The sequence below is a fragment of the Maribacter polysaccharolyticus genome, from assembly GCF_028882255.1.
Lineage (GTDB): Bacteria > Bacteroidota > Bacteroidia > Flavobacteriales > Flavobacteriaceae > Maribacter_A > Maribacter_A polysaccharolyticus.
Genome location: NZ_JARBUY010000004.1, coordinates 534,805 through 554,215, shown reverse-complemented (window position 1 = coordinate 554,215; position 19,411 = coordinate 534,805). Strand labels below are relative to the sequence as shown.

16 protein-coding genes are annotated in these 19,411 nt (G+C 43.2%); 7 read left to right on the top strand and 9 right to left on the bottom strand.

The window, feature by feature from the left end:
• Positions 1-16: 16 nt before the first annotated feature.
• From PHU20_RS14935 to PHU20_RS14925, 3 genes are all read left to right on the top strand, one after another.
• Positions 17-1,099, top strand: a complete 1,083-nt coding sequence (locus PHU20_RS14935; RefSeq protein WP_274826348.1) for a TFIIB-type zinc ribbon-containing protein — start codon at positions 17-19, stop codon at positions 1,097-1,099.
• The gene (locus PHU20_RS14930; RefSeq protein WP_274826347.1) at positions 1,099-1,830 is read left to right on the top strand and encodes a metallophosphoesterase; all 732 of its coding nucleotides are present in this window, start codon (positions 1,099-1,101) and stop codon (positions 1,828-1,830) included. The genes PHU20_RS14935 and PHU20_RS14930 overlap by 1 nt, the downstream gene beginning before the upstream one ends.
• Before the next feature lie 61 nt (positions 1,831-1,891).
• Complete coding sequence (locus PHU20_RS14925; RefSeq protein WP_274826191.1) at positions 1,892-2,887, top strand: acyl-ACP desaturase; 996 nt, start codon at positions 1,892-1,894, stop codon at positions 2,885-2,887.
• A 50-nt stretch (positions 2,888-2,937) separates the two neighbouring features.
• Here PHU20_RS14925 and PHU20_RS14920 read toward each other — a convergent pair whose 3' ends face one another.
• From PHU20_RS14920 to PHU20_RS14895, 6 genes are all read right to left on the bottom strand, one after another.
• Positions 2,938-3,510 (bottom strand): hypothetical protein, encoded by a 573-nt coding sequence (locus tag PHU20_RS14920; RefSeq protein WP_274826190.1) that lies wholly within the window; start codon positions 3,508-3,510, stop codon positions 2,938-2,940.
• Between the two features lie 40 nt (positions 3,511-3,550).
• On the bottom strand, positions 3,551-3,886 hold the full coding sequence (locus tag PHU20_RS14915) for a hypothetical protein (RefSeq protein WP_274826189.1): 336 nt from the start codon (positions 3,884-3,886) through the stop codon (positions 3,551-3,553).
• A gap of 643 nt (positions 3,887-4,529) precedes the next feature.
• A complete protein-coding gene (gene amaB / locus PHU20_RS14910; protein WP_274826188.1) occupies positions 4,530-6,083 on the bottom strand; it encodes an L-piperidine-6-carboxylate dehydrogenase in 1,554 nt (517 codons plus the stop codon).
• A gap of 103 nt (positions 6,084-6,186) precedes the next feature.
• Positions 6,187-6,546, bottom strand: a complete 360-nt coding sequence (locus PHU20_RS14905) for a DUF1304 domain-containing protein (protein WP_274826187.1) — start codon at positions 6,544-6,546, stop codon at positions 6,187-6,189.
• A gap of 3 nt (positions 6,547-6,549) precedes the next feature.
• Positions 6,550-7,089, bottom strand: coding sequence for a 3-hydroxyanthranilate 3,4-dioxygenase (locus tag PHU20_RS14900; protein ID WP_274826186.1), 540 nt, complete (start codon positions 7,087-7,089; stop codon positions 6,550-6,552).
• Between the two features lie 99 nt (positions 7,090-7,188).
• On the bottom strand, positions 7,189-7,665 hold the full coding sequence (locus PHU20_RS14895) for a CAP domain-containing protein (protein ID WP_274826185.1): 477 nt from the start codon (positions 7,663-7,665) through the stop codon (positions 7,189-7,191).
• A 349-nt stretch (positions 7,666-8,014) separates the two neighbouring features.
• Between PHU20_RS14895 and PHU20_RS14890 the strand changes: the two genes are divergently transcribed.
• Complete coding sequence (locus PHU20_RS14890; RefSeq protein WP_274826184.1) at positions 8,015-13,534, top strand: alpha-2-macroglobulin family protein; 5,520 nt, start codon at positions 8,015-8,017, stop codon at positions 13,532-13,534.
• A gap of 47 nt (positions 13,535-13,581) precedes the next feature.
• Here PHU20_RS14890 and PHU20_RS14885 read toward each other — a convergent pair whose 3' ends face one another.
• Together PHU20_RS14885 and PHU20_RS14880 are read right to left on the bottom strand one after the other, a co-directional pair.
• Complete coding sequence (locus PHU20_RS14885; protein ID WP_274826183.1) at positions 13,582-14,034, bottom strand: hypothetical protein; 453 nt, start codon at positions 14,032-14,034, stop codon at positions 13,582-13,584.
• 401 nt (positions 14,035-14,435) lie between these two features.
• Positions 14,436-14,960, bottom strand: coding sequence for a CvpA family protein (locus PHU20_RS14880; protein WP_274826182.1), 525 nt, complete (start codon positions 14,958-14,960; stop codon positions 14,436-14,438).
• A 145-nt stretch (positions 14,961-15,105) separates the two neighbouring features.
• Here PHU20_RS14880 and PHU20_RS14875 point away from each other — a divergent pair, with 145 nt between their 5' ends.
• The 3 genes from PHU20_RS14875 (at position 15,106) to pbpC (ending at position 18,188) form a co-directional block, all read left to right on the top strand.
• Positions 15,106-15,462 (top strand): hypothetical protein, encoded by a 357-nt coding sequence (locus PHU20_RS14875; protein ID WP_274826181.1) that lies wholly within the window; start codon positions 15,106-15,108, stop codon positions 15,460-15,462.
• Positions 15,463-15,523: 61 nt separating this feature from the next.
• Positions 15,524-15,826, top strand: a complete 303-nt coding sequence (locus PHU20_RS14870) for an antibiotic biosynthesis monooxygenase family protein (RefSeq protein ID WP_274826180.1) — start codon at positions 15,524-15,526, stop codon at positions 15,824-15,826.
• Entirely contained in the window at positions 15,810-18,188 is a 2,379-nt protein-coding gene (pbpC, locus tag PHU20_RS14865; protein ID WP_274826179.1) for a penicillin-binding protein 1C, read from the top strand. Before PHU20_RS14870 ends, pbpC begins: the two co-directional genes overlap by 17 nt.
• A 73-nt stretch (positions 18,189-18,261) precedes the next feature.
• On the opposite strand, the gene PHU20_RS14860 is transcribed toward pbpC, so the two are convergent.
• Positions 18,262-19,263: an NAD(P)H-dependent glycerol-3-phosphate dehydrogenase gene (locus PHU20_RS14860; RefSeq protein ID WP_274826178.1), complete on the bottom strand. Its 1,002-nt coding sequence runs from the start codon at positions 19,261-19,263 to the stop codon at positions 18,262-18,264.
• Positions 19,264-19,411: the final 148 nt, after the last annotated feature.

The window sequence follows — 19,411 nt, the reverse complement described above, 5'->3', positions numbered from 1 at the left end:
AATGCAAGAGTTAACTATGGAAGAAACCTTTGATTCCGAAGTAAATAAATCCTGTCCCAACTGTGGTGCCGAACTTAAATTCAAGCCTGGCTCACACCAGCTTTTATGCCAATACTGTGGTTATGAGGAATTTATAGCACAGGAAAAAAGCAGTTTTGAGGAATTGGAACTTCAACACTATTTAAAGGTGGTTGGTGAAAATGCCTATACCGAAACCATTGAGCTCCTCAATTGCAAAAATTGTGGGGCGAACCAACATGTCGAGGAAAACTATAAGTCGCTCGATTGTGTCTATTGCGGCGAACCCTTGATTCGGGAAGATATCGAAAAGGAAGGTTGGATCTTGCCGGGGGCTTTGGTGCCCTTTCAATTGGATGGGAAAAAGGCGCGACAGTTATTCAAGAATTGGGTCAGGGGCATTTGGTTTGCACCCAATAATTTGAAACGCGCAGCACTTGCCCCGGAAGGCTTGCATGGTCTTTATGTTCCATATTGGACATTCGACGCCAATTTATATGCGGCTTACCAGGGGCAACGGGGGGATTATTACTATGAAACACAAAGGGTGCGTACCAAAAAAGGTATTCAGACACGGCAGGTACGAAAAACAAGGTGGTCGCGGGTATCTGGGCATGTCAGTGGTTTTGTCGATGATATCCTGATCAACGCCTCAGAAAAAAAAAGAAGGGAGATACCTGAAAAAATAGCGTATTGGAATTTAAAGGAATTGGTTGCCTTTAGCCCAAAGTACTTGGCAGGATTTGTTACCGAAAAATACACCATATCCTTAAAGGAAGGCCATCACCGATCGTTTCGGGAAGCCAAGGAAATCGCCTATAACTGGATCCGAAGGGATATTGGTGGGGATACCCAGCGTATAGGCCATGCCGACATCAAATTGTCCGACGAGACGTTCAAGCACATTTTGCTTCCGGTGTATATCAGTTCTTATAGATATAACGGTAAGGAATACCTTTTTTATATCAATGGACAAACCGGGGTTTTGAGTGGCTCAAGACCGTATTCCTTCTGGAAAATTTTCATTTTAGTGCTTTTTATACTTGTTTTCATCATCCTTATTGCGATTTTTGCACAATGATGACAACTCGGACATTGGTAATCGGTGATATCCATGCTGGTTTAAAAGCGTTGGAACAAGTTTTGGAACGGGCTAGGGTTTCCACGAGTGATAGGCTGATATTTTTGGGGGATTATGTCGACGGTTGGAGTACCGCTGTGGAAACCGTGGATTTCTTGATCGATCTTAAAAAAACCCATGATTGTATTTTTTTGAGGGGAAACCATGATGCACTATGTGCTCATTGGCTTCAGACCGAAGAAGATAATTTGACTTGGCTGCAACACGGTGGGGCGGCAAGTGTTGCATCGTATAAAAAAGCCGGTAAATCGACGATAGAAGAGCATATCCGATTTTACGATGCATTGATCAATTATCAATTGGAAGGCGATAACCGCATCTATCTACATGCCGGATTTACCAATATCAAAGGTGTTGAATATGAATATTTCAGTAAATCCTTTTATTGGGACCGTACCCTTTGGGAATTGGCACTTTCCCTTAATCCCACATTTTCAAAAGACCATAAGTATTACCCTCAAAGATTGGTGCACTACGATGAGATTTTCATCGGACATACGCCCGTTACCCGAATAGGAAAAACGACGCCCCAAAAGGCGGCAAACGTTTGGAACATCGATACCGGTGCGGCTTTTTTAGGTCCGTTGACCATAATGGATGTGCATACGAAAGAATTTTGGCAGAGCGATCCGGTATATACGCTATATCCTGATGAAAAGGGCAGGAATTAAAATTTAGCACAACTTTATCTAAATTTTATTGATATAATTGTACATTATATAAAAATAAAACATGGTAAAGAAAAATATAAGATTAGAAGTAATGCAGGCCATTGAGCCTAAAGTTGGGGAGTTTATGGATTCGTTCCTGATTCCTATCGAAGATATATGGCAACCTTCTGATTTTCTTCCAGACCCTAAAAGTGATAACTTTTTGAACGATATTGAACAATTGAGGGAAGAATCCAAAGAATTGGGATATGACTTTTGGGTAACCATGGTTGCCGATACGATCACCGAGGAAGCTTTACCCACCTATGAGGCCTGGTTAATGGATGTTGAGGGGATAAACCAGCATGAGGGTAAGGAAAACGGTTGGTCTAAATGGGTACGTGCCTGGACGGCCGAAGAAAATCGCCATGGTGATGTGTTGAACAAATATTTGTATCTATCAGGGCGTGTCAATATGCGCGAAGTTGAAATTACTACCCAGCATTTGATTGCCGACGGATTCGATATCGGTACCGATAGGGATCCCTATAAGAACTTTGTGTATACTTCATTCCAAGAGTTGGCCACCAATATATCGCACAAAAGGGTCGGTCAAATGGCCAAAAAGAAAGGGAATGCACTTTTAGGAAAAATGTGTACCATCATTGCCGGTGATGAAATGCGCCATCATTTGGCGTACAGGGAATTTGTAAAGCACATTTTTGGGGAGGATCCTTCGGGAATGATGTTGGCTTTCGCCGATATGATGAAAAAAAAGATAGTAATGCCCGCACATTTTCTGCGTGAATCCGGTGGATCCATAGGAACCGCCTTCGAGAATTTTTCGAACTGTGCACAACGGTTGGGGGTATATACGGCCCAAGATTATATCGAGATTCTCAAAAAATTAAATTCCTATTGGCAATTGGATGCCATTAGGGAACTTTCCGATGAAGCCGAAAAGGCCCGTGATTATTTGATCAAATTGCCGAGTAGGTTACAACGTATTTCTGAAAGGATGGCGTTTCCCGAAGATCAATACCAGTTTAAATGGGTAGAGGCCAACGGTACCTTATAGCAAAAGAAAAGCCCTGATAAAATTATCAGGGCTTTTTGTTGATCCATGTATTATAGTTTTCCATGGTCGTGTTTATCTTGCCACTTAGCAAGTTCCTTCCATTTGCCTTCATAACACATTTTAGCTTGCATTGGCCATGAGGCCGGATCGTGTACTTTATAGCGATTGCCACCACCAGCAAGTATTTTTCGACAATCGGCAACGGAAATTTCAGAAAGGTCCTTCCAGGTTATGATACCCGCTTCGTTGAACATTCCCGATATTTTGGGTCCGATACCCTCAACGATCTTTAGGTCATCCTGTTTTATGGCCTTGCCCATTGCGGTTTTTGCGGCGGCAGCATCAAAAAGGTTCAATTTTTCTTTTGGGGTTTCGGGGGCCATCGAAGTTGCCGCGAGGCCATCCCCCACGTTGGCCATAGTACTGCCCGTGGTTAGTTTTCCTTTACAGGCATCCAAATCTTCCTGTAGTTTCGCATTTTTATCCCGTAAGGTCTTTAAGGCCGCAGAATCGTCTATCGGGGTATTTTTGTTCTTGCCCAGTAAATATCCAAAGTAGGCGCATAGTAGGCCCACCAATAGTGGAATTATCCAGCACCAAATATTCATTGTTGAAAAATCCATTTTTTAAAGGTTTATCGGTTAGTGATTTAATTTAAGGTGATTACGGTCGTTTAGGCAACGATTTTTCCACTTCGGATGTATGACCGTCATTGGCGTCAGGTTCTTCGGCCCTGTTTTCGTCATTTGGTGAAATGGATATCGGATAGGCCGGGGAAGGGGGGCTAAAATTATGGTGGCCATTTGTTGTGACGTCAAAACTTCCTTTATTGAAAGCAAGTGGGGCTGTTGTCGTTTTTGGTGCCTGAGGGGCCATGATTTCTTTCCGTGATACCCTATCAGACGACGCTCCACATGTACTGCAATAGGTAATGAAGAAATACGTCCCCGCCAGAATAGTGATGATTATCCCTAATAGGTTGGTCGTTTTTTTTGTCATTATGTGCAATTAATTGGGGTTTGAATTCCTAATGTAGTAAAAAAACTTAAAAAAGATTACAAAATCATCATTAATTCCTTGCTTTCAAACATATAGGGATGCCATTGAATAGTATTCATGCACATCGGTAAAAACTTATGGATATGGAAAATCCATTGGGGAAAGTGTTCTAAAATAATTTAATGACCGTTCCTATTTCTCCATGTAAAGTCCAAGGTAGGGGTAGGAAGTTACTGCCATTAGGATGTCAAAAAGATGGGTTATCGGTACATTCATACAAAACTATGTACCAATGGCACACAAAACCTTGATTTTTGTTCATAGAACAAGTAGGTTTGATTAATAGGCATTGGGACACTTAATAGAACAACGTTATGAAAACCAAAATCAAGAATCTGTTCAACTTTTGTTGCATGGTAGTAGTGCTTGGTACGCAAGCCCTGCTAGAAGGCAGCTGGAAAGTAGAGCACCAGGAGCACGGAAAAATCGAATCTTAACCTTTCATGGGTTAAGGTCGGAACATTGACACTTTAATCATTTTTTATAATTTCAGTTAGTTAGTTGGTTGAAGCCCGCTGACCGTTTATACCATTCAAGCCTTGGGCATGATCATGGAGCTAAAGGGTCAGCGGGTTTTCTTTTGCTATAAATCGAATTTAATGCCTTGTGCCAAAGGTAGTTCAGTCGTGTAATTGATCGTGTTCGTTTGTCTCCTCATATAGATTTTCCAAGCATCCGACCCGGATTCACGTCCACCCCCGGTTTCCTTTTCACCGCCAAATGCACCCCCTATTTCAGCACCGGAAGTACCTATGTTCACATTGGCTATACCACAATCACTGCCAACACAGGAAAGGAAGGTTTCAGCTTCCCGGAGATTATTGGTCATTATGGCCGACGATAGCCCTTGATCCACCCCGTTCTGTAATGCTATGGCATTGGTTACGTCCCCGGAATATTTCAGTAAATAGAGTACTGGGGCAAAGGTCTCATGCTGTACGATTTTAAAATTATTACGGGCCTCGGCAATGGCTGGTTTCACATAACACCCACTTTCATAGCCTTCGCCTTTTAAAACACCGCCTTCAACCAGTAAGGTACCTCCCTCTTCCTGGACTTTTCTCAGGGCATTTTCATAAAGGGCAACGGCATCGGTATCGATCAAGGGGCCGACATGGTTGTTTTCGTCCAAGGGATTGCCGATTTTCAATTGGTTATAGGCGCGCACCAATGCCTCCTTTACCGTGTCGTAAATAGATTCGTGTATGATCAATCTTCTGGTCGATGTACAGCGTTGGCCGGCCGTACCCACAGCGCCAAAAACCGCCCCGATAATGGTCATTTTTATGTCGGCATCCGGGGTAACGATAATGGCGTTGTTACCGCCAAGCTCGAGCAATGATTTCCCTAGGCGGGAAGCAACGACTTGTGCCACGATTTTCCCCATTCGTACCGAGCCTGTGGCAGAGATCAACGGAACGCGGGGGTCCTGGGTCATGAATTCCCCGACCTTATAATCCCCATTGATCAAACAGGAAATGCCTTCCGGAAGGTTATTTGCCTTAAAAACCTGCGCAGCTATATGTTGACAGGCGATGCCACAAAGGGGTACTTTTTCCGATGGCTTCCAAATGCAAACATCACCACAGATCCATGCGAGTGCCGTATTCCAGGCCCACACGGCAACGGGGAAATTAAAGGCTGAAATAATACCCACTACCCCTAAAGGATGGTACTGTTCGTACATACGATGCCCCGGGCGTTCGGAGTGCATGGTCAATCCGTGGAGCTGTCGTGAGAGTCCGACCGCAAAATCACAGATATCGATCATTTCCTGGACCTCCCCTAATCCTTCCTGATAACTTTTTCCCATTTCATAGGACACCAATTTGCCCAAGGGTTCTTTGAGTTCCCGAAGTTTTTCGCCGAATTGGCGTACGATTTCACCCCGTTGGGGCGCTGGGGTAGTTCGCCATGTCTTAAAGGCATCTGTGGCTTGGACCATCACTTTACCATAATCTGCCTTGGTCGTGGTTTTTACCTTTCCGATCAGGGCGCCGTCCACGGGGGAGTATGAAGCAATGATATCCCCTGAACCAAAATTTTCGGAGCCTGTTGAAGTACCGTCGTTAAGGGCTTTTATTCCTAATTGTTGAAGGGCATCTTGGATGCCGAATTCCGTAACTATATGTGACATTTTATAACTTTTTAGCTAAGTATTGTTGAATTTATGACAAATTTACGAATAATCGGGCCGATTGGCCTTTAATAACCCCTTAAGCTTTAAGCAGCGACGATTATCATAATAAAATAAGGGTTATGGCAATGACTGCCGGCACAGCTTGGACAAAGAATATTTTCCTATCCACGGTAAGTGCCCCATAAACGCCGGCTATGGCCACACACGCCAAAAAGAAGAGTGCGATATTCGAGGCCCAATTGGGGTTGTCTATAAGAAGGGACCAAAGGAGTCCCCCTGCAAGAAAACCATTGTACAAGCCTTGGTTGGCCGCAAGGGTCTTTGTAGGCTCGAAGAGGTCTTTTGGGAATTTGTTGAATATTTTTTTGCCTTTCGTTGTCCAAGCGAACATCTCGAACCAAAGAAAATAAAGGTGCAAAAGTGCCACCGCACCTATAAGAATGTCGATTCCCAATGTCATGGGTTAATCCTTTGATATAAAGCGTTCATCGACCGGCATTACGGTGCCACATTTATCACAGGTACGCAATGCTTCCGAGCCATAAAATTGTTTGAAATGCCCTAGGAAATCCTTTTCGATATCATGTAGGGTAAAATAGACTTCATATAATTTATGGTTACAATTATCACAATACCAAAGCAAGCCGTCATCTACCTTCATATGGGCTCTTTTGCGTTCTATGACCAGGCCGATCGATCCTTCATGGCGAACGGGGGAGTGGGGAACCTTTGCAGGATGCAGGTACATGTCCCCGGGTCCTAGTTTCATGGTCTTTTTCCGGTCGTCTTCTTGGATATGCACTTCGATGTTTCCTTCCAATTGGTAGAAAAGCTCTTCGGTCTCATTATAATGATAGTCTTTTCGTGCATTTGGTCCCGCTACGATCATCACAATATAATCCCCGGATTCCTTATATAGGTTTTTGTTTCCCACCGGCGGTTTTAAAAGGTCCCGGTTTTCTTCTATCCATTGATGTAGATTAAAAGGAGGTAGAATTGGCATAATTGATATTTGAAAATTAACGATCTGTTGTTTGCAACCCGTACCAACACCATTACGGTCGGTAATTCAAATGTAAGAAAAGAATGCCGTATTTATGGTTTATCTATAAAAGAGCTGTGTAAAGTAGAGATTGCCTTGGGAGTCAGCCTTTACACTGACCGCAGTATGGGTAAAATCACCTTCCATTGTTTTTTTATGGTCGGAACTGGCCAGCCAATTTTGAAAGGCTTCGTAAGCAGTGGTGTAATCTTTGGCAACGTTCTCCGCAACCATTTCCGCATTCACCTCAGAGGCGATACTAGAGGCCCTTGAGCTAAAACCATCATGGCTTAAATCTCCGGCTGCTATCATATAATCATTGTGCGCATTGGCATATTCATAGGCAAGGGTACTTGTTTCCAATGAAGAATATCCTAAAGATACCCGATGGTCATTGACGATATCCAAAAGTTCGTACTCTACTTCAATAACATTTTCAGCCTCCAGAATATTCGCATCATCCAATGATTCTTTACTACAAGAACCCAAAATAATAACGAACATCATGAGGAATGCGTGTGGCAATCTCATTTTCATACAATGTTCTAAATTGTAAGTAGGTGTAATCCGAAAATAAGTAGGTGGAGAATTGGGGTCTCGTGTTCTCGTGTTGAATGGGGTAGGTTCAACAGCCGTAATGATAGAAAAAATTGCTGTATTTACCTATGAAAAGATGTTTTTTTTCGATGAATGGCCAGACACTTTTGCAAATTCGGTAATTATTGCCACGGGTATTTATCAATTTTAAAAGGAATAAAACCCATTTAATAACGGGAGGAATCTTGCTTTTGTAACCCGTTTTGATGTCAATCGATAATTTTATGGGATTCGGGATTGATTTTATAAAAATCCCCATTACTTTTAATGCACTTAAATAGTGCTTTTCATGAAAATTGCTCAATTCTTCCGTTTAAGTGCCGTTTTTTTGTTGCTTATCGGATGTACCTCCAAAAAAGAAACTTCACTCGAACCTTTCGATGACCTTGCTAAATACCAGGAATACATCTCGGAGATCACCCATGGGATCATATCCACAAAAAGTGATGTTCGTGTCGTGCTACAAAAACCTATCCCCTCATGGGAAAATGGGGGCGGGTTGGATAATGACCTGCTTTTGGTTTCCCCAAAGGTAAAGGGGAAAGTAGTGTCCTTGAATAATAGGACCATAGCCTTTGTCCCTGAGAAGGGATTTGAGCAGGATACCGAATATACGTTTACTTTGGCCGTAAAGGAAATCATTGATGAGGTGCCTAAAGAGCTTCGGAATATGGTCTTTGGGATAAAGACCCAAAAGCAACAATTCAATCTATATACAGAGCCGTTACAGTCGTATTCCAAAGAGCTACAGTACATAAACGGACAAGTGCGAAGTGCCGATATAATGCCCTTAAGTGTATTGAATGAACTGGTGTCGGTTACCCATGAAGGAAAAGCGGTCAAGGTGATCTTTGACGAGACGATAAAGGAAGGCACCCAGTTTTATTTTAAGATAGACAGTATTCAGCGCTATATAGAGGACACTTCCCTTGAAATTTCATGGGACGGCTCAAAGCGGGCCATTGAAAGCTCAGGAAAACAAGCCATTCAGATTCCCGGGAAGAACAATTTCACGGTAATGGAAGCCATAGTGCATATTGGGGAAGGGCAAATGGTGTCGATCAATTTTTCTGACCCCATAAAAAAGGGGCAAAATTTGAAAGGACTGGTAGTTTTGGGAGGTGCTACCGATCCTAAATTTTCGATTGATGGCAATACCCTTAAAGTATATCCCGATCAAGAAATCAAAGGGGCTTCCAAAATCGAGGTTTTTGAGGGAATCGAAAGTGCCGATGGTTATAAATTGAAATCCAAGTATGAGGAACGTGTGGCTTTTGAACAAATAAAACCTGAAGTCCGTTTTTTGACCAACGGAACGATATTGCCCGCTTCCAACAACCTAAAGATAAATTTTGAGACCGTGAATCTCAATGCGGTCGATGTTACCGTTTTGAAGATATACGAAAACAATATCCTCCAGTTTCTTCAAGGCAATGAAATGGACGGTAATTACAATTTGCGTTCCGTAGCACGCCCTGTTGCCAAGAAGAAAATAGAATTACAAACCCAATTGTCCAACACGAATGGCAAATGGACGGCCCATGCGTTGGACCTAAAGACATTGATCCAGCCCGATCCCGGCGCAATCTATAGGGTGGAATTGGATTTTAAGCCGTCGTATAGTTCCTATGTATGTGAGGCAACGAACTTTGGTACCGCGATGGAAACTGAAGAGGACTATGACGGTGACGTGGTGGATAGTTCTTGGGATGGCGTCGAGACCTATTATCAGGATTACTATTACGATTATAATTGGAACGAGCGCGATAACCCTTGCCATACCTCTTATTACTACAACAAGAAAATAGGACTCAACGTATTGGCCAGTGATCTTGGGGTTACGATAAAAAAAGGGATCAACAACAGTTATTTCGTTGCAGTGAACGATATTTTGAATACTGCCCCTGTCGCCGGTGCCAAGGTAACGTTCTATAATTTCCAACAACAGCCCATTGGTAATGTGATAACCGATGGGGAGGGTATGTCTGTTTTCGACGCCGAAAAGACGGCATTCTTTGCCATAGTTGAAAATAACGGACAGAAAACGTACGTAAAGCTTAATGATGGCAACGCACTTTCGGTAAGTAAGTTCAATGTGTCGGGAGAACGATTGCAAAAAGGCATCAAGGGGTTTATTTTTGGCGAGAGAGGGGTTTGGCGTCCCGGGGACCGAATCTACCTTTCGTTCCTCTTAAACGATAATGCCAACAAATTACCGGAAAACCATCCGGTAAAATTGGAATTATTGGATCCATATAATAAAGTGGTTTTAAGGGAAGTCCAAACTTCCGGATTGAACAATTTCTATCACTTCAATATCAAGACCGACGAAAATGCCCCAACGGGAAATTGGTTGGCCAAAGTAACCGTCGGTGGGGCTTCATTTACCAAAACGATCAAGATTGAGACCATAAAACCCAATCGTTTAAAGATCAAATCGGATTTTGGGAGCGAGGTGCTTTCCAGTGCCAACCCCATTACCGGTCAACTGGAGGTTAAATGGCTCCATGGGGCCATTGCAAAAAACCTTAAGGCCGATGTAACTGCCAAATTCAATACGCAAAAAACAAGTTTTGAATCTTTTCCGGGTTATGTCTTCGATGATCCCACAAGGGTTTTTGCACCTGAGGAGCAACGTATTTTCGATGGCAGGTTGAATGCGGAGGGTAAAGCCATTTTCAGCATGGATGCCCGATTGACAAATCGCGCCCCTGGAATGTTGAACGCTGTATTTATGACCAAGGTGTATGAAAACGGTGGGGATTTCAGTACCGATGTTTTTGTAAAACCCTATTCCCCCTATCAAACTTATGTCGGCCTCAATACCCCTAAAGGGGATAAGGCTAGGGGCATGTTGTTGACAGATACCAAACACCTTTTCGAGGTTGTTTCGGTCGATGAAAAAGGAAATCCGAAAGCGGTGGCCAATCTGAAGGTAACCATACATAAGGTAAATTGGAAATGGTGGTGGGATACTTCCGAGGACAACCTCAGTAATTTTAGCAGTAGTACGTATCGGGAGAAGGTTTTCGATAAAACCATTGGCACGGATTCAAAAGGGAAGGCCACCTTTACCTTTGAATTGAAATATCCCGATTGGGGGCGCTATTTGGTACGTGTCGAGGATCCCAATGGAGGACATTCCGCAGGAAAGACCCTGTATATCGATTGGCCGGGATGGGCAGGAAGGTCTATAAAAAATGACCCCTCGGCGGCTACCATGTTGGTTTTTTCCACCGATAAGGAAAAATATAATGTCGGGGATACCGCCACGGTAACCTTCCCAAGTTCTGAAGGAGGTAGGGCTTTGGTCACTGTTGAAAATGGCAATGAGGTGCTCGAATCACTTTGGGTGGGGACCACAAAGGGAGAAACCCGGTTTCAATTACCCATAAAGGATTTGTACGCCCCCAATGTCTTTATCCATATATCCCTTTTGCAACCCCATGCATCTTTATTGAATGACGCCCCGATTCGGCTTTATGGCGTAATACCCATTTCCGTTGAGGATCGGGCCACTAAATTGGAGCCGGTACTTGCGATGCCAGAGGTATTGCGGCCAGAGGAAAGTGTAACGTTAAAGGTAAGTGAGGCCAACAAAAAGGCAATGACATATAGTGTGGCTATCGTAGATGAAGGTCTTTTGGATCTTACCCGGTTCAAGACACCAGATCCCTGGAACACCTTTTATGCCCATGAAGCTTTGGGCGTAAAAACCTGGGATATTTATGATGATGTCATTGGGGCCTATGGAGGTCGGATCGATCAGGTATTTGCCATCGGTGGGGATGGGGAATTGGCGGGGGCCAAAAACAAAAAGGCGAACCGTTTTGAACCTATGGTCGTTTATTTGGGTCCTTTTGAATTACAACCGGGTCAAACCAGATCACATACGATACAAATACCAAAATACGTGGGATCGGTACGCACCATGGTCATTGCCGGGGAAAGCACGAGTGCGGCTTATGGCAGTACCGAGATGACCACCCCAGTACGTATACCTTTAATGGTATTGGGGTCCTTACCGCGTAAGATGACCTCTGGGGAGCAGGTTACCCTTCCCATTACCGTTTTTGCCATGGAAAAAAAGGTAAAAGACGTTACCGTAAAGATCAAAAAGAATCAAGCGTTTACCGTTGATGGTGCGGCATCACAGACGATTTCATTTTCAGGGCCTGATGAGCAAATGGTCTATTTCAATTTGAACGTATCCGATTTCACAGGTATTGGGGAAGTCGTTGTGGAAGCCTCCGGCAATGGGGAAAAGGCTTCGTTCAAAATACCGATGGATGTGGTCAACCCAAACCCCATCTCATCCACGGTACAGGATTTGGTTCTTGGCCCCCAGGAAAAGCGAACGATCAACATACCGTCTTTCGGTATTTCAGGCAGTAATACGATCCAAGTCGAATTATCGACCTTGCCACCGATGAACTTCAATGGACGAATGGAATATTTGATCCGTTATCCCCACGGATGCGTGGAACAGGTTACCTCTGCCGCTTTTCCCCAATTGTACTTATCCGAAATTTTTGATTTGGACAGTCATCGAAAAGGCCAAGTGCAGAAACATCTGGAGGATGCTATTCAGCGTTTGGGAAGTTATCAATTACCGAACGGGGGATTCTCCTATTGGCCAGGACAGCATGGGGTCAATGATTGGGGGACCTCCTATGCCGGACATTTTTTATTGGAAGCCGAGAAAAAAGGGTTTGTATTACCCATCGGATTTAAATCGAGTTGGATCAATTACCAACAGCAAGTGGCAAAACAATGGCGTAGCGGTACGGGAAGTCCGGAATTGGCGCAGGCCTATCGCTTGTACACTTTGGCCTTGTCAGGGAATGCCGATGTAGCATCGATGAACCGATTACGGGAGACGAAAGGTCTTTCCAATGCATCGAAATACCGTTTAGCCGCTACCTATGCCTTGATCGGACAAAAAAATGTCGCTGAAAAATTGCTCTCAAATGCAACCTTGGATTTTGCCGATGATACGTCCGATTACGACACCTTTGGATCGGAAAGCAGGAATAGGGCCATGGCCTTGGAAACTTATGTATTGTTGAACAACAAGGTCAAAGCAAGGGAACTGGCCGATACCATTGCCCTTAGATTGGGTGAAAAAGAATGGATGAGTACCCAAAGCACCGCTTATTGTCTGTTGGCCATGGCCAAGTTTTCGGCTTTGGTCGGCGGTAAGGGTATCGAAGCGAAGATAGATCTTAACGGGGCATTGACCGGGGTGAAGACCGCAAAAACATTGGCCAGCCACGAATTCAAAATAAAAGAAGGGGACAACGCCCTAACCTTGACCAATGTGGATCGGAATACCCTCTACGTCACTATTGTGAACCGTGGTAAATTACCGGTAGGCGAAGAGAAGGAAGTTGTACGGAACCTTAAGGTAATTTCGAATTTCAAAGGTAGGGACGGTTCTCGAATCGATGTTTCAAGGATGGGGCAGGGAACCGATTTCGTAGCTGAGGTTACACTGATCAATTCAACCCCTAACAAAATCGACAATGTGGCACTGACTCGGATTTTCCCTAGTGGATGGGAAATTGTAAATACCCGATTTACCGATTTTGGCCCTTTTGCCGAAAATGAAGTCGATCATACCGATATTCGTGATGACAGGACAAATTTCTATTTTGATCTGAAAAAATATGAAACGAAGACTTTCAGGGTATTGTTGAATGCTTCTTATTTGGGTACGTATTATTTACCGGGAATCCAAGCGGAGGCCATGTATGATAATGACTATGCCGTACGAACCAAAGGTAAATGGATAGAAGTTGTGCAGTAAATTTACTTCTTTGGATTATAGGTGGGGCGCTCTATGGATCATGAATATCAGACGGAAGCTCTGTTAGACAAAGGTTGTAAAACCTCGGTGTTCGAAATTTTAGCGACCCATGATATGGCGTCTTCCAAAGAATTAAACCATTTGAACTTGCTGTTGATGAACATCCTTTCGAGCATGGCATTGAAAAAACCTGTCCTGGTGTAGCTTATAATACCATAAGCCTTAAGGTTGTATTTTAAATTAAAGAATGTCTTCCAGTCGGTAGGGACCAGCGAATAGTCGTTTACCCTATGCGAAATATAAACAATGTCCTTACCGTTATTATCGTATAAGTTTGATAATTCCTCGGCGATCAACTTTCCATTTTCTTTCCATGATACATTGACGTTTTCACGGAATTCCCCAACAACAAAAGTATCGAATAGATAAAAATCACCGAAACTATAGTTGATTTCATGTATCGCTTTATAATAATACGGAGTGTCCTTCAGTTTTTTCAATGTGCCCTCATTTCATCGTTCTCAATGCAAAAGAATAAAACCTAATGTAAACCTAGGTTTTAAATCGTTAAATGGCCAATATAATCTCTAAACTACGGGAATCCGTTCTGTGTAATACATCGCATTGCGGGAAGGATCACAATAATGCATGAAATCCATATCCGATCGTAAAAGGTGATTTTAACCATTTTTCGTAGTCAATAAATAACGTACAGGCTTAAGTTACTCTAAACCAGTGTAAAACATAGTTAAGGAAACGCCATTTTTTATAAAAATATTCCTTGGGTTACGATAAGGGTTTGCTTTATAAATTCAGGGGTTTTTGTGAAAAGAAGGTCATACCGGCTTTTTGATTTTTATCCTTTTACCGTTCTTTGACCTATTGGGGGATTTAGGGTTTCCTACCTTGAACTGTTTTTATTCCTCTTCAAGGTGTCGTCTTCCTTTGTTTTCAATATTTTAGCGAACACCAGGGCCCCGATCTCCTTTATAGGTTCATAAAGGACCGATTCTTCCATTGTTTCACTTTTGACTACATTGACCGAAGAATTCGCACGTTCCAGGAATACCAAAAGGGCACCCACGATGACCGCCACCTTTAGGGCCCCGAAAATTGCCCCTGCGAGTTTGTTCAACAGCCCTAACATGGCGAAATTGGCGATTTTTGTCAGGAGCTTACCTGCCAGGTGTACCAAAATAACGATGATGATAAATGTGATGATAAATGCCGCAATGTTCATGTAGCGCTCGTTCCATTCCATGTTTTGGGCAAGATAATCACCGGCGATATATGAAAAATGGATGGCACCATAGAGTCCGGCGATCAATGCGATGATCGAAGCGATTTCAATGAATAATCCGTTATAAAAACCCTTGATAAGGCCGTAAATCAGCAGTAAACCTAAAACGATATCCAACACTCCCATCCCGATTGCTATTATAAGGGGATCCTTGGCGATTGCCTCGGAAATAAACCATCAAAATACTTTGGCGTTATCAATAAGTGCCAAAACAAGTTTCTTGAACAAATATAAAACATTGATTTGTACCTTTGGACCAGAAAATAAAACTATGTCTAGAGACCTACAATTAAAAGAACGCTGGGAACGATTGATGGAAAAACTATCGGAGCAGTTTGCACCTGGTGATACCTTGGAGTTGGATGCCATAATTTATTTGGTTGGGGTTCAGGAGTTGGGACAAATACATAAAACCTTTAAAAAGGACGAGAAACTGAATCTGATGCATATTGCCATTTGTAGGTTATTGGAACCTTACGGGTATTATGAATTCGATTTTTTTGATGAGGATGGTTGGCCCCATTATACGATCAAGGAAGAATTACCCCCTCTCAAGGCCGGGGAGCAATCGGTACTCATGAAAGAAGCCCTTGTGGGTTATTTTATGGAGAAAGAATATATCGATTGATGCAGTAGGGCATCCCTACGTAAAGAAATCCCGTTTGGGAGAATAGAAGTCAAAGCTAATTATGAAACCACCTTATTACGCTGTCATTTTTACGAATAAAAGAACGGATGTAGAAGATGGGTATGCGAAAATGGCACGGAATATTGAGGATTTGGCAAGGCAACAACCCGGTTTTTTGGGTTTTGAAAGTGCCCGGGATCAAATCGGTATAGCCGTAAGTTACTGGCAAACTTTGGAGGATATTTCCCATTGGAAATCGAATACCGACCATTTGTTCGCACAGCAGAAAGGCAAATCCGATTGGTACACTTGGTATAAGGTAAGAATTTGCTTGGTAGAACGTGAATATGGTTTCGGTATATAATTTTTTACTTAGGGCAAGGGGCAAGTTTTTTCAGCGTATCAAACACCACCGAAAGAAGACTTTGGTTCTTGGGGTCCTACTTGTTGCCTATTACTTCTGTTTGCCCAAAAACCTCTTCAATACCCCCACTTCAACTGTTGTCGAAAGTAAAGAAGGCAGGCTTTTGGGTGCTGTGATCGCGGATGACGGACAATGGCGATTTCCAGAGGCCGACAGTGTACCCCTGAAATTCAAAACCTGTATACTCCAGTTTGAGGATGCTCATTTTTATCAACATCCCGGATTTAATCCGGTTTCAATGTTAAAGGCCCTTGGGGCCAATATCAAGGCTGGAAAATCGGTACGTGGCGGGAGTACATTGACACAACAGGTAATCCGATTGTCCAGAAATGGGAAAAAACGATCCTATTGGGAAAAAGCTATTGAATTGATCTTGGCCACCCGATTGGAACTTCGCCATAGCAAGGAAGAAATTCTAAGGTATTATGTGAGTAATGCCCCTTTTGGGGGTAATGTCGTAGGACTTGATGTTGCCGCTTGGCGTTATTTTGGTCTGCAGGCGCATCAATTATCATGGGCCGAATCGGCTACATTGGCGGTTTTGCCCAATGCACCGAGTTTAATTTATCCGGGAAAAAATCAGGAACGGTTACTGCATAAAAGAAATCGATTACTCCATAAGTTGCTTCAAAAGGGTATTTTGGATAGTACCACCTATGAGTTATCCCTCTTGGAAAAATTGCCCCAAAAACCCTACAGCCTACCCAAGTCGGCCCCCCACTTGGTACATTATTTGGCCAGGAATCATAAAGGGGAACGTATTGCTTCTACCATAGATGCCCATCTGCAGGCCAATGTGAATGCCATCTTACAAAAATACTACCAAAACCTAAGGCAAAATCATGTGTATAATGGGGCAGTAATGGTCATGGATGTTAATACCAGGGAGGTTTTGGCGTATACCGGAAATACCCCAACGGATAGCAACCACCAAAAAGATGTTGACATGATCCAGGCCAACAGAAGTACGGGGAGTATCCTCAAACCGTTGTTATACGCCGCCATGTTGGATGCAGGTGCGCTTTTGCCCGGAATGTTGGTGCCCGATTTGCCCACACAGATTGCGGGGTATACCCCAGAGAATTTCAACGAAGGGTATAGCGGTGCCATTGAAGCCAAAAAAGCCTTGGCCCGCTCCTTGAATATCCCGGCAGTGCGTTTATTGCAAGATTATGGTCTAAAGAAATTCCGGGATCAACTAAAGGCTTTTGACCTTAAGGGGATTGATAAACCGGCCGATCATTACGGCCTTACATTGATTTTGGGCGGGGCTGAATGTAGCCTTTGGGATCTTTGTAAAACATACGCATCCTTGGCATCCACCGTCAATCATTTTAATGCAACATCAAGTGAATATTATGAACGGGAATTTTCAGAACCTACCCTAATCAAGGGGAAATCGGTTGGTTTTGGTGAAAAATCCATAGCAAAGACCATTTTTGATGCAGGTAGTGTATATCTTACGTTTGAAGCCATGAAAGAGGTGAACCGCCCTGAAGGCCAGGAGTCGTGGGAGTTCTTCGATAGTAGCAAGGAATTGGCTTGGAAAACAGGGACGAGTTTCGGAAATAAGGATGCTTGGGCCATCGGAGTCACCAAAGATTTCGTCGTGGGGGTCTGGGTCGGCAATGCTGATGGGGAAGGTAGACCGAATGTTTCGGGGGTAACCACTGCCGCACCTATACTTTTTGATGTTTTTGATGTGCTGCCAAAATCATCCTGGTTCCAAAAACCCTTGGATGAATTCGTAGAAGTCGAAGTCTGTGAAAACAGTGGTTTTTTAGCTACGGACATATGTCCGACAAAAACAATTTCCGTCCCAAAAAAGAACGCCTACGTTAAGGCGTGTCCCTACCACAGGACCGTTCTCTTGGATTCACAGCAACAATTCAGGGTAAACTCATCCTGTACCGATGTGTCGGAAGCACGTCGGGTATCTTGGTTTGTATTGCCCCCGATGATGGAGTTCTACTATAAAAAATCCCATCCTACATACCGCCCCGTACCGCCTTTTAAGGAAAACTGCAAAAGCACTCTGGAACCAGCCATGGAATTTATTTACCCTAAAGACCATAGCAGGATCGGCTTAACGAAAGATTTCGAGGGAAGATTGAATGAATTGGTGTTGAAATTGGCCCATTCAAAACCAAAAACCCAGGTTTACTGGTATTTGGATGAAACGTATTTGGGACAAACCGAAAACTTTCATGAAAAGGGGATTCTACCGCAGCAGGGACATCATATCATAACGGCTGTGGACGCATTGGGTAACGAAGCCAGGATTGCCATCCTTATCGAGTAAACACCTTTTTTTAGTTGCAAGTTGGGGTCTCCAGGCCTTAAGAATACCGACTTTCACACCCCTTTTTAAGAGATCAATCTATTTTATGGGTAAGGGAAGCAAAAGTACGTTTGGCATCTTTATGTAGATAAAGTACATCATATACCGCATCGATGATCGGTGTCCGTACCTTGCTTTTAAAACCTGCTTTTTGCTCATAGACACTTTTAGTGGCATAATAGCCTTCCGCGACCATGCTCATTTCCATCATGGCACTTTTGACGGTATAGCCTTTACCGATCATGTTCCCGAACATGCGGTTACGGCTGAAGGTTGAGTATCCTGTAACCAATAAATCGCCTAAATAGGCCGAATTATTGATGTTGCGTTTCATTTTATGTACCCTTTTTATATAGCGTTTCATCTCACGGATACTATTGCTCATGAGTACACTTTGAAAATTATCACCATAGCCCAATCCATGGAATATGCCGGCTGCGATGGCATAGATGTTCTTGAGCATTGCTGCATATTCGGTGCCGATGATATCATCGGATATCTTTGTTTTAATATAGTCACTTTTTAAGGCATGGGCCACCCACTCGGCTTTTTCTTTGTCACGACAGGCGATGGTAAGATAGGAAAGTCGTTCCAAGGCAACTTCTTCGGCATGGCAGGGACCCGTAATAACCCCGATTTGCTCAAAGGGTATCTTGTAGATCTCATGAAAATGTTCCCCGACGATCATCCCTGTTTCGGGTACAATGCCCTTAATGGCGGAAAAGATCGTTTTTTCCTTTAAGGGGGCGGTCAGTTTTTTTAATTCGGAAGCAAGAAATGCGGAGGGAATGGCAAAGATAAGAATGTCATTGTTCCCTACTGCGGTATCGATATCTCCCGTTAAGATCAATTGATCGGTATCGAATTCTACCGAACTTAAATAATTTGGATTGTGTTTTTGGGTCTTAATATGCGCGATGGCATCTTCGTTCCGCATATACCAAGTGATCTTCTGAAGGTTTTCAGTCAACATTTTGACAATTGCCGTAGCCCAGCTTCCTCCTCCTAAAACCGCAAACCTTAAATTCTTTTCCATCTATACATGTAATTGTATCCAAATGTAAGGATTCCATGAAATGGAAAAAACGATATGGTTGAAATTATACCCATGATGTTTGGTTATAAAATCGAGAGGACCCATTTATATATCAAAAAAATCCATTCCATTGGGGGGTAGCCTTCCC

Excerpts from the sequence above, each read along its gene's own strand:
- amaB (WP_274826188.1), bottom strand. The coding sequence starts at position 6,083 with ATGTCACATATAGTTACGGAATTCGGCATCCAAGATGCCCTTCAACAA.
- PHU20_RS14930 (WP_274826347.1), top strand. The coding sequence starts at position 1,099 with ATGACAACTCGGACATTGGTAATCGGTGATATCCATGCTGGTTTAAAA.
- PHU20_RS14935 (WP_274826348.1), top strand. The coding sequence starts at position 17 with ATGGAAGAAACCTTTGATTCCGAAGTAAATAAATCCTGTCCCAACTGT.
- PHU20_RS14915 (WP_274826189.1), bottom strand. The coding sequence starts at position 3,886 with ATGACAAAAAAAACGACCAACCTATTAGGGATAATCATCACTATTCTG.
- PHU20_RS14860 (WP_274826178.1), bottom strand. The coding sequence starts at position 19,263 with ATGGAAAAGAATTTAAGGTTTGCGGTTTTAGGAGGAGGAAGCTGGGCT.
- PHU20_RS14920 (WP_274826190.1), bottom strand. The coding sequence starts at position 3,510 with ATGGATTTTTCAACAATGAATATTTGGTGCTGGATAATTCCACTATTG.
- PHU20_RS14890 (WP_274826184.1), top strand. The coding sequence starts at position 8,015 with ATGAAAATTGCTCAATTCTTCCGTTTAAGTGCCGTTTTTTTGTTGCTT.
- PHU20_RS14905 (WP_274826187.1), bottom strand. The coding sequence starts at position 6,546 with ATGACATTGGGAATCGACATTCTTATAGGTGCGGTGGCACTTTTGCAC.
- pbpC (WP_274826179.1), top strand. The coding sequence starts at position 15,810 with ATGGTTTCGGTATATAATTTTTTACTTAGGGCAAGGGGCAAGTTTTTT.
- PHU20_RS14895 (WP_274826185.1), bottom strand. The coding sequence starts at position 7,665 with ATGAAAATGAGATTGCCACACGCATTCCTCATGATGTTCGTTATTATT.
- PHU20_RS14900 (WP_274826186.1), bottom strand. The coding sequence starts at position 7,089 with ATGCCAATTCTACCTCCTTTTAATCTACATCAATGGATAGAAGAAAAC.
- PHU20_RS14925 (WP_274826191.1), top strand. The coding sequence starts at position 1,892 with ATGGTAAAGAAAAATATAAGATTAGAAGTAATGCAGGCCATTGAGCCT.
- PHU20_RS14880 (WP_274826182.1), bottom strand. The coding sequence starts at position 14,960 with ATGGGAGTGTTGGATATCGTTTTAGGTTTACTGCTGATTTACGGCCTT.
- PHU20_RS14875 (WP_274826181.1), top strand. The coding sequence starts at position 15,106 with ATGTCTAGAGACCTACAATTAAAAGAACGCTGGGAACGATTGATGGAA.
- PHU20_RS14870 (WP_274826180.1), top strand. The coding sequence starts at position 15,524 with ATGAAACCACCTTATTACGCTGTCATTTTTACGAATAAAAGAACGGAT.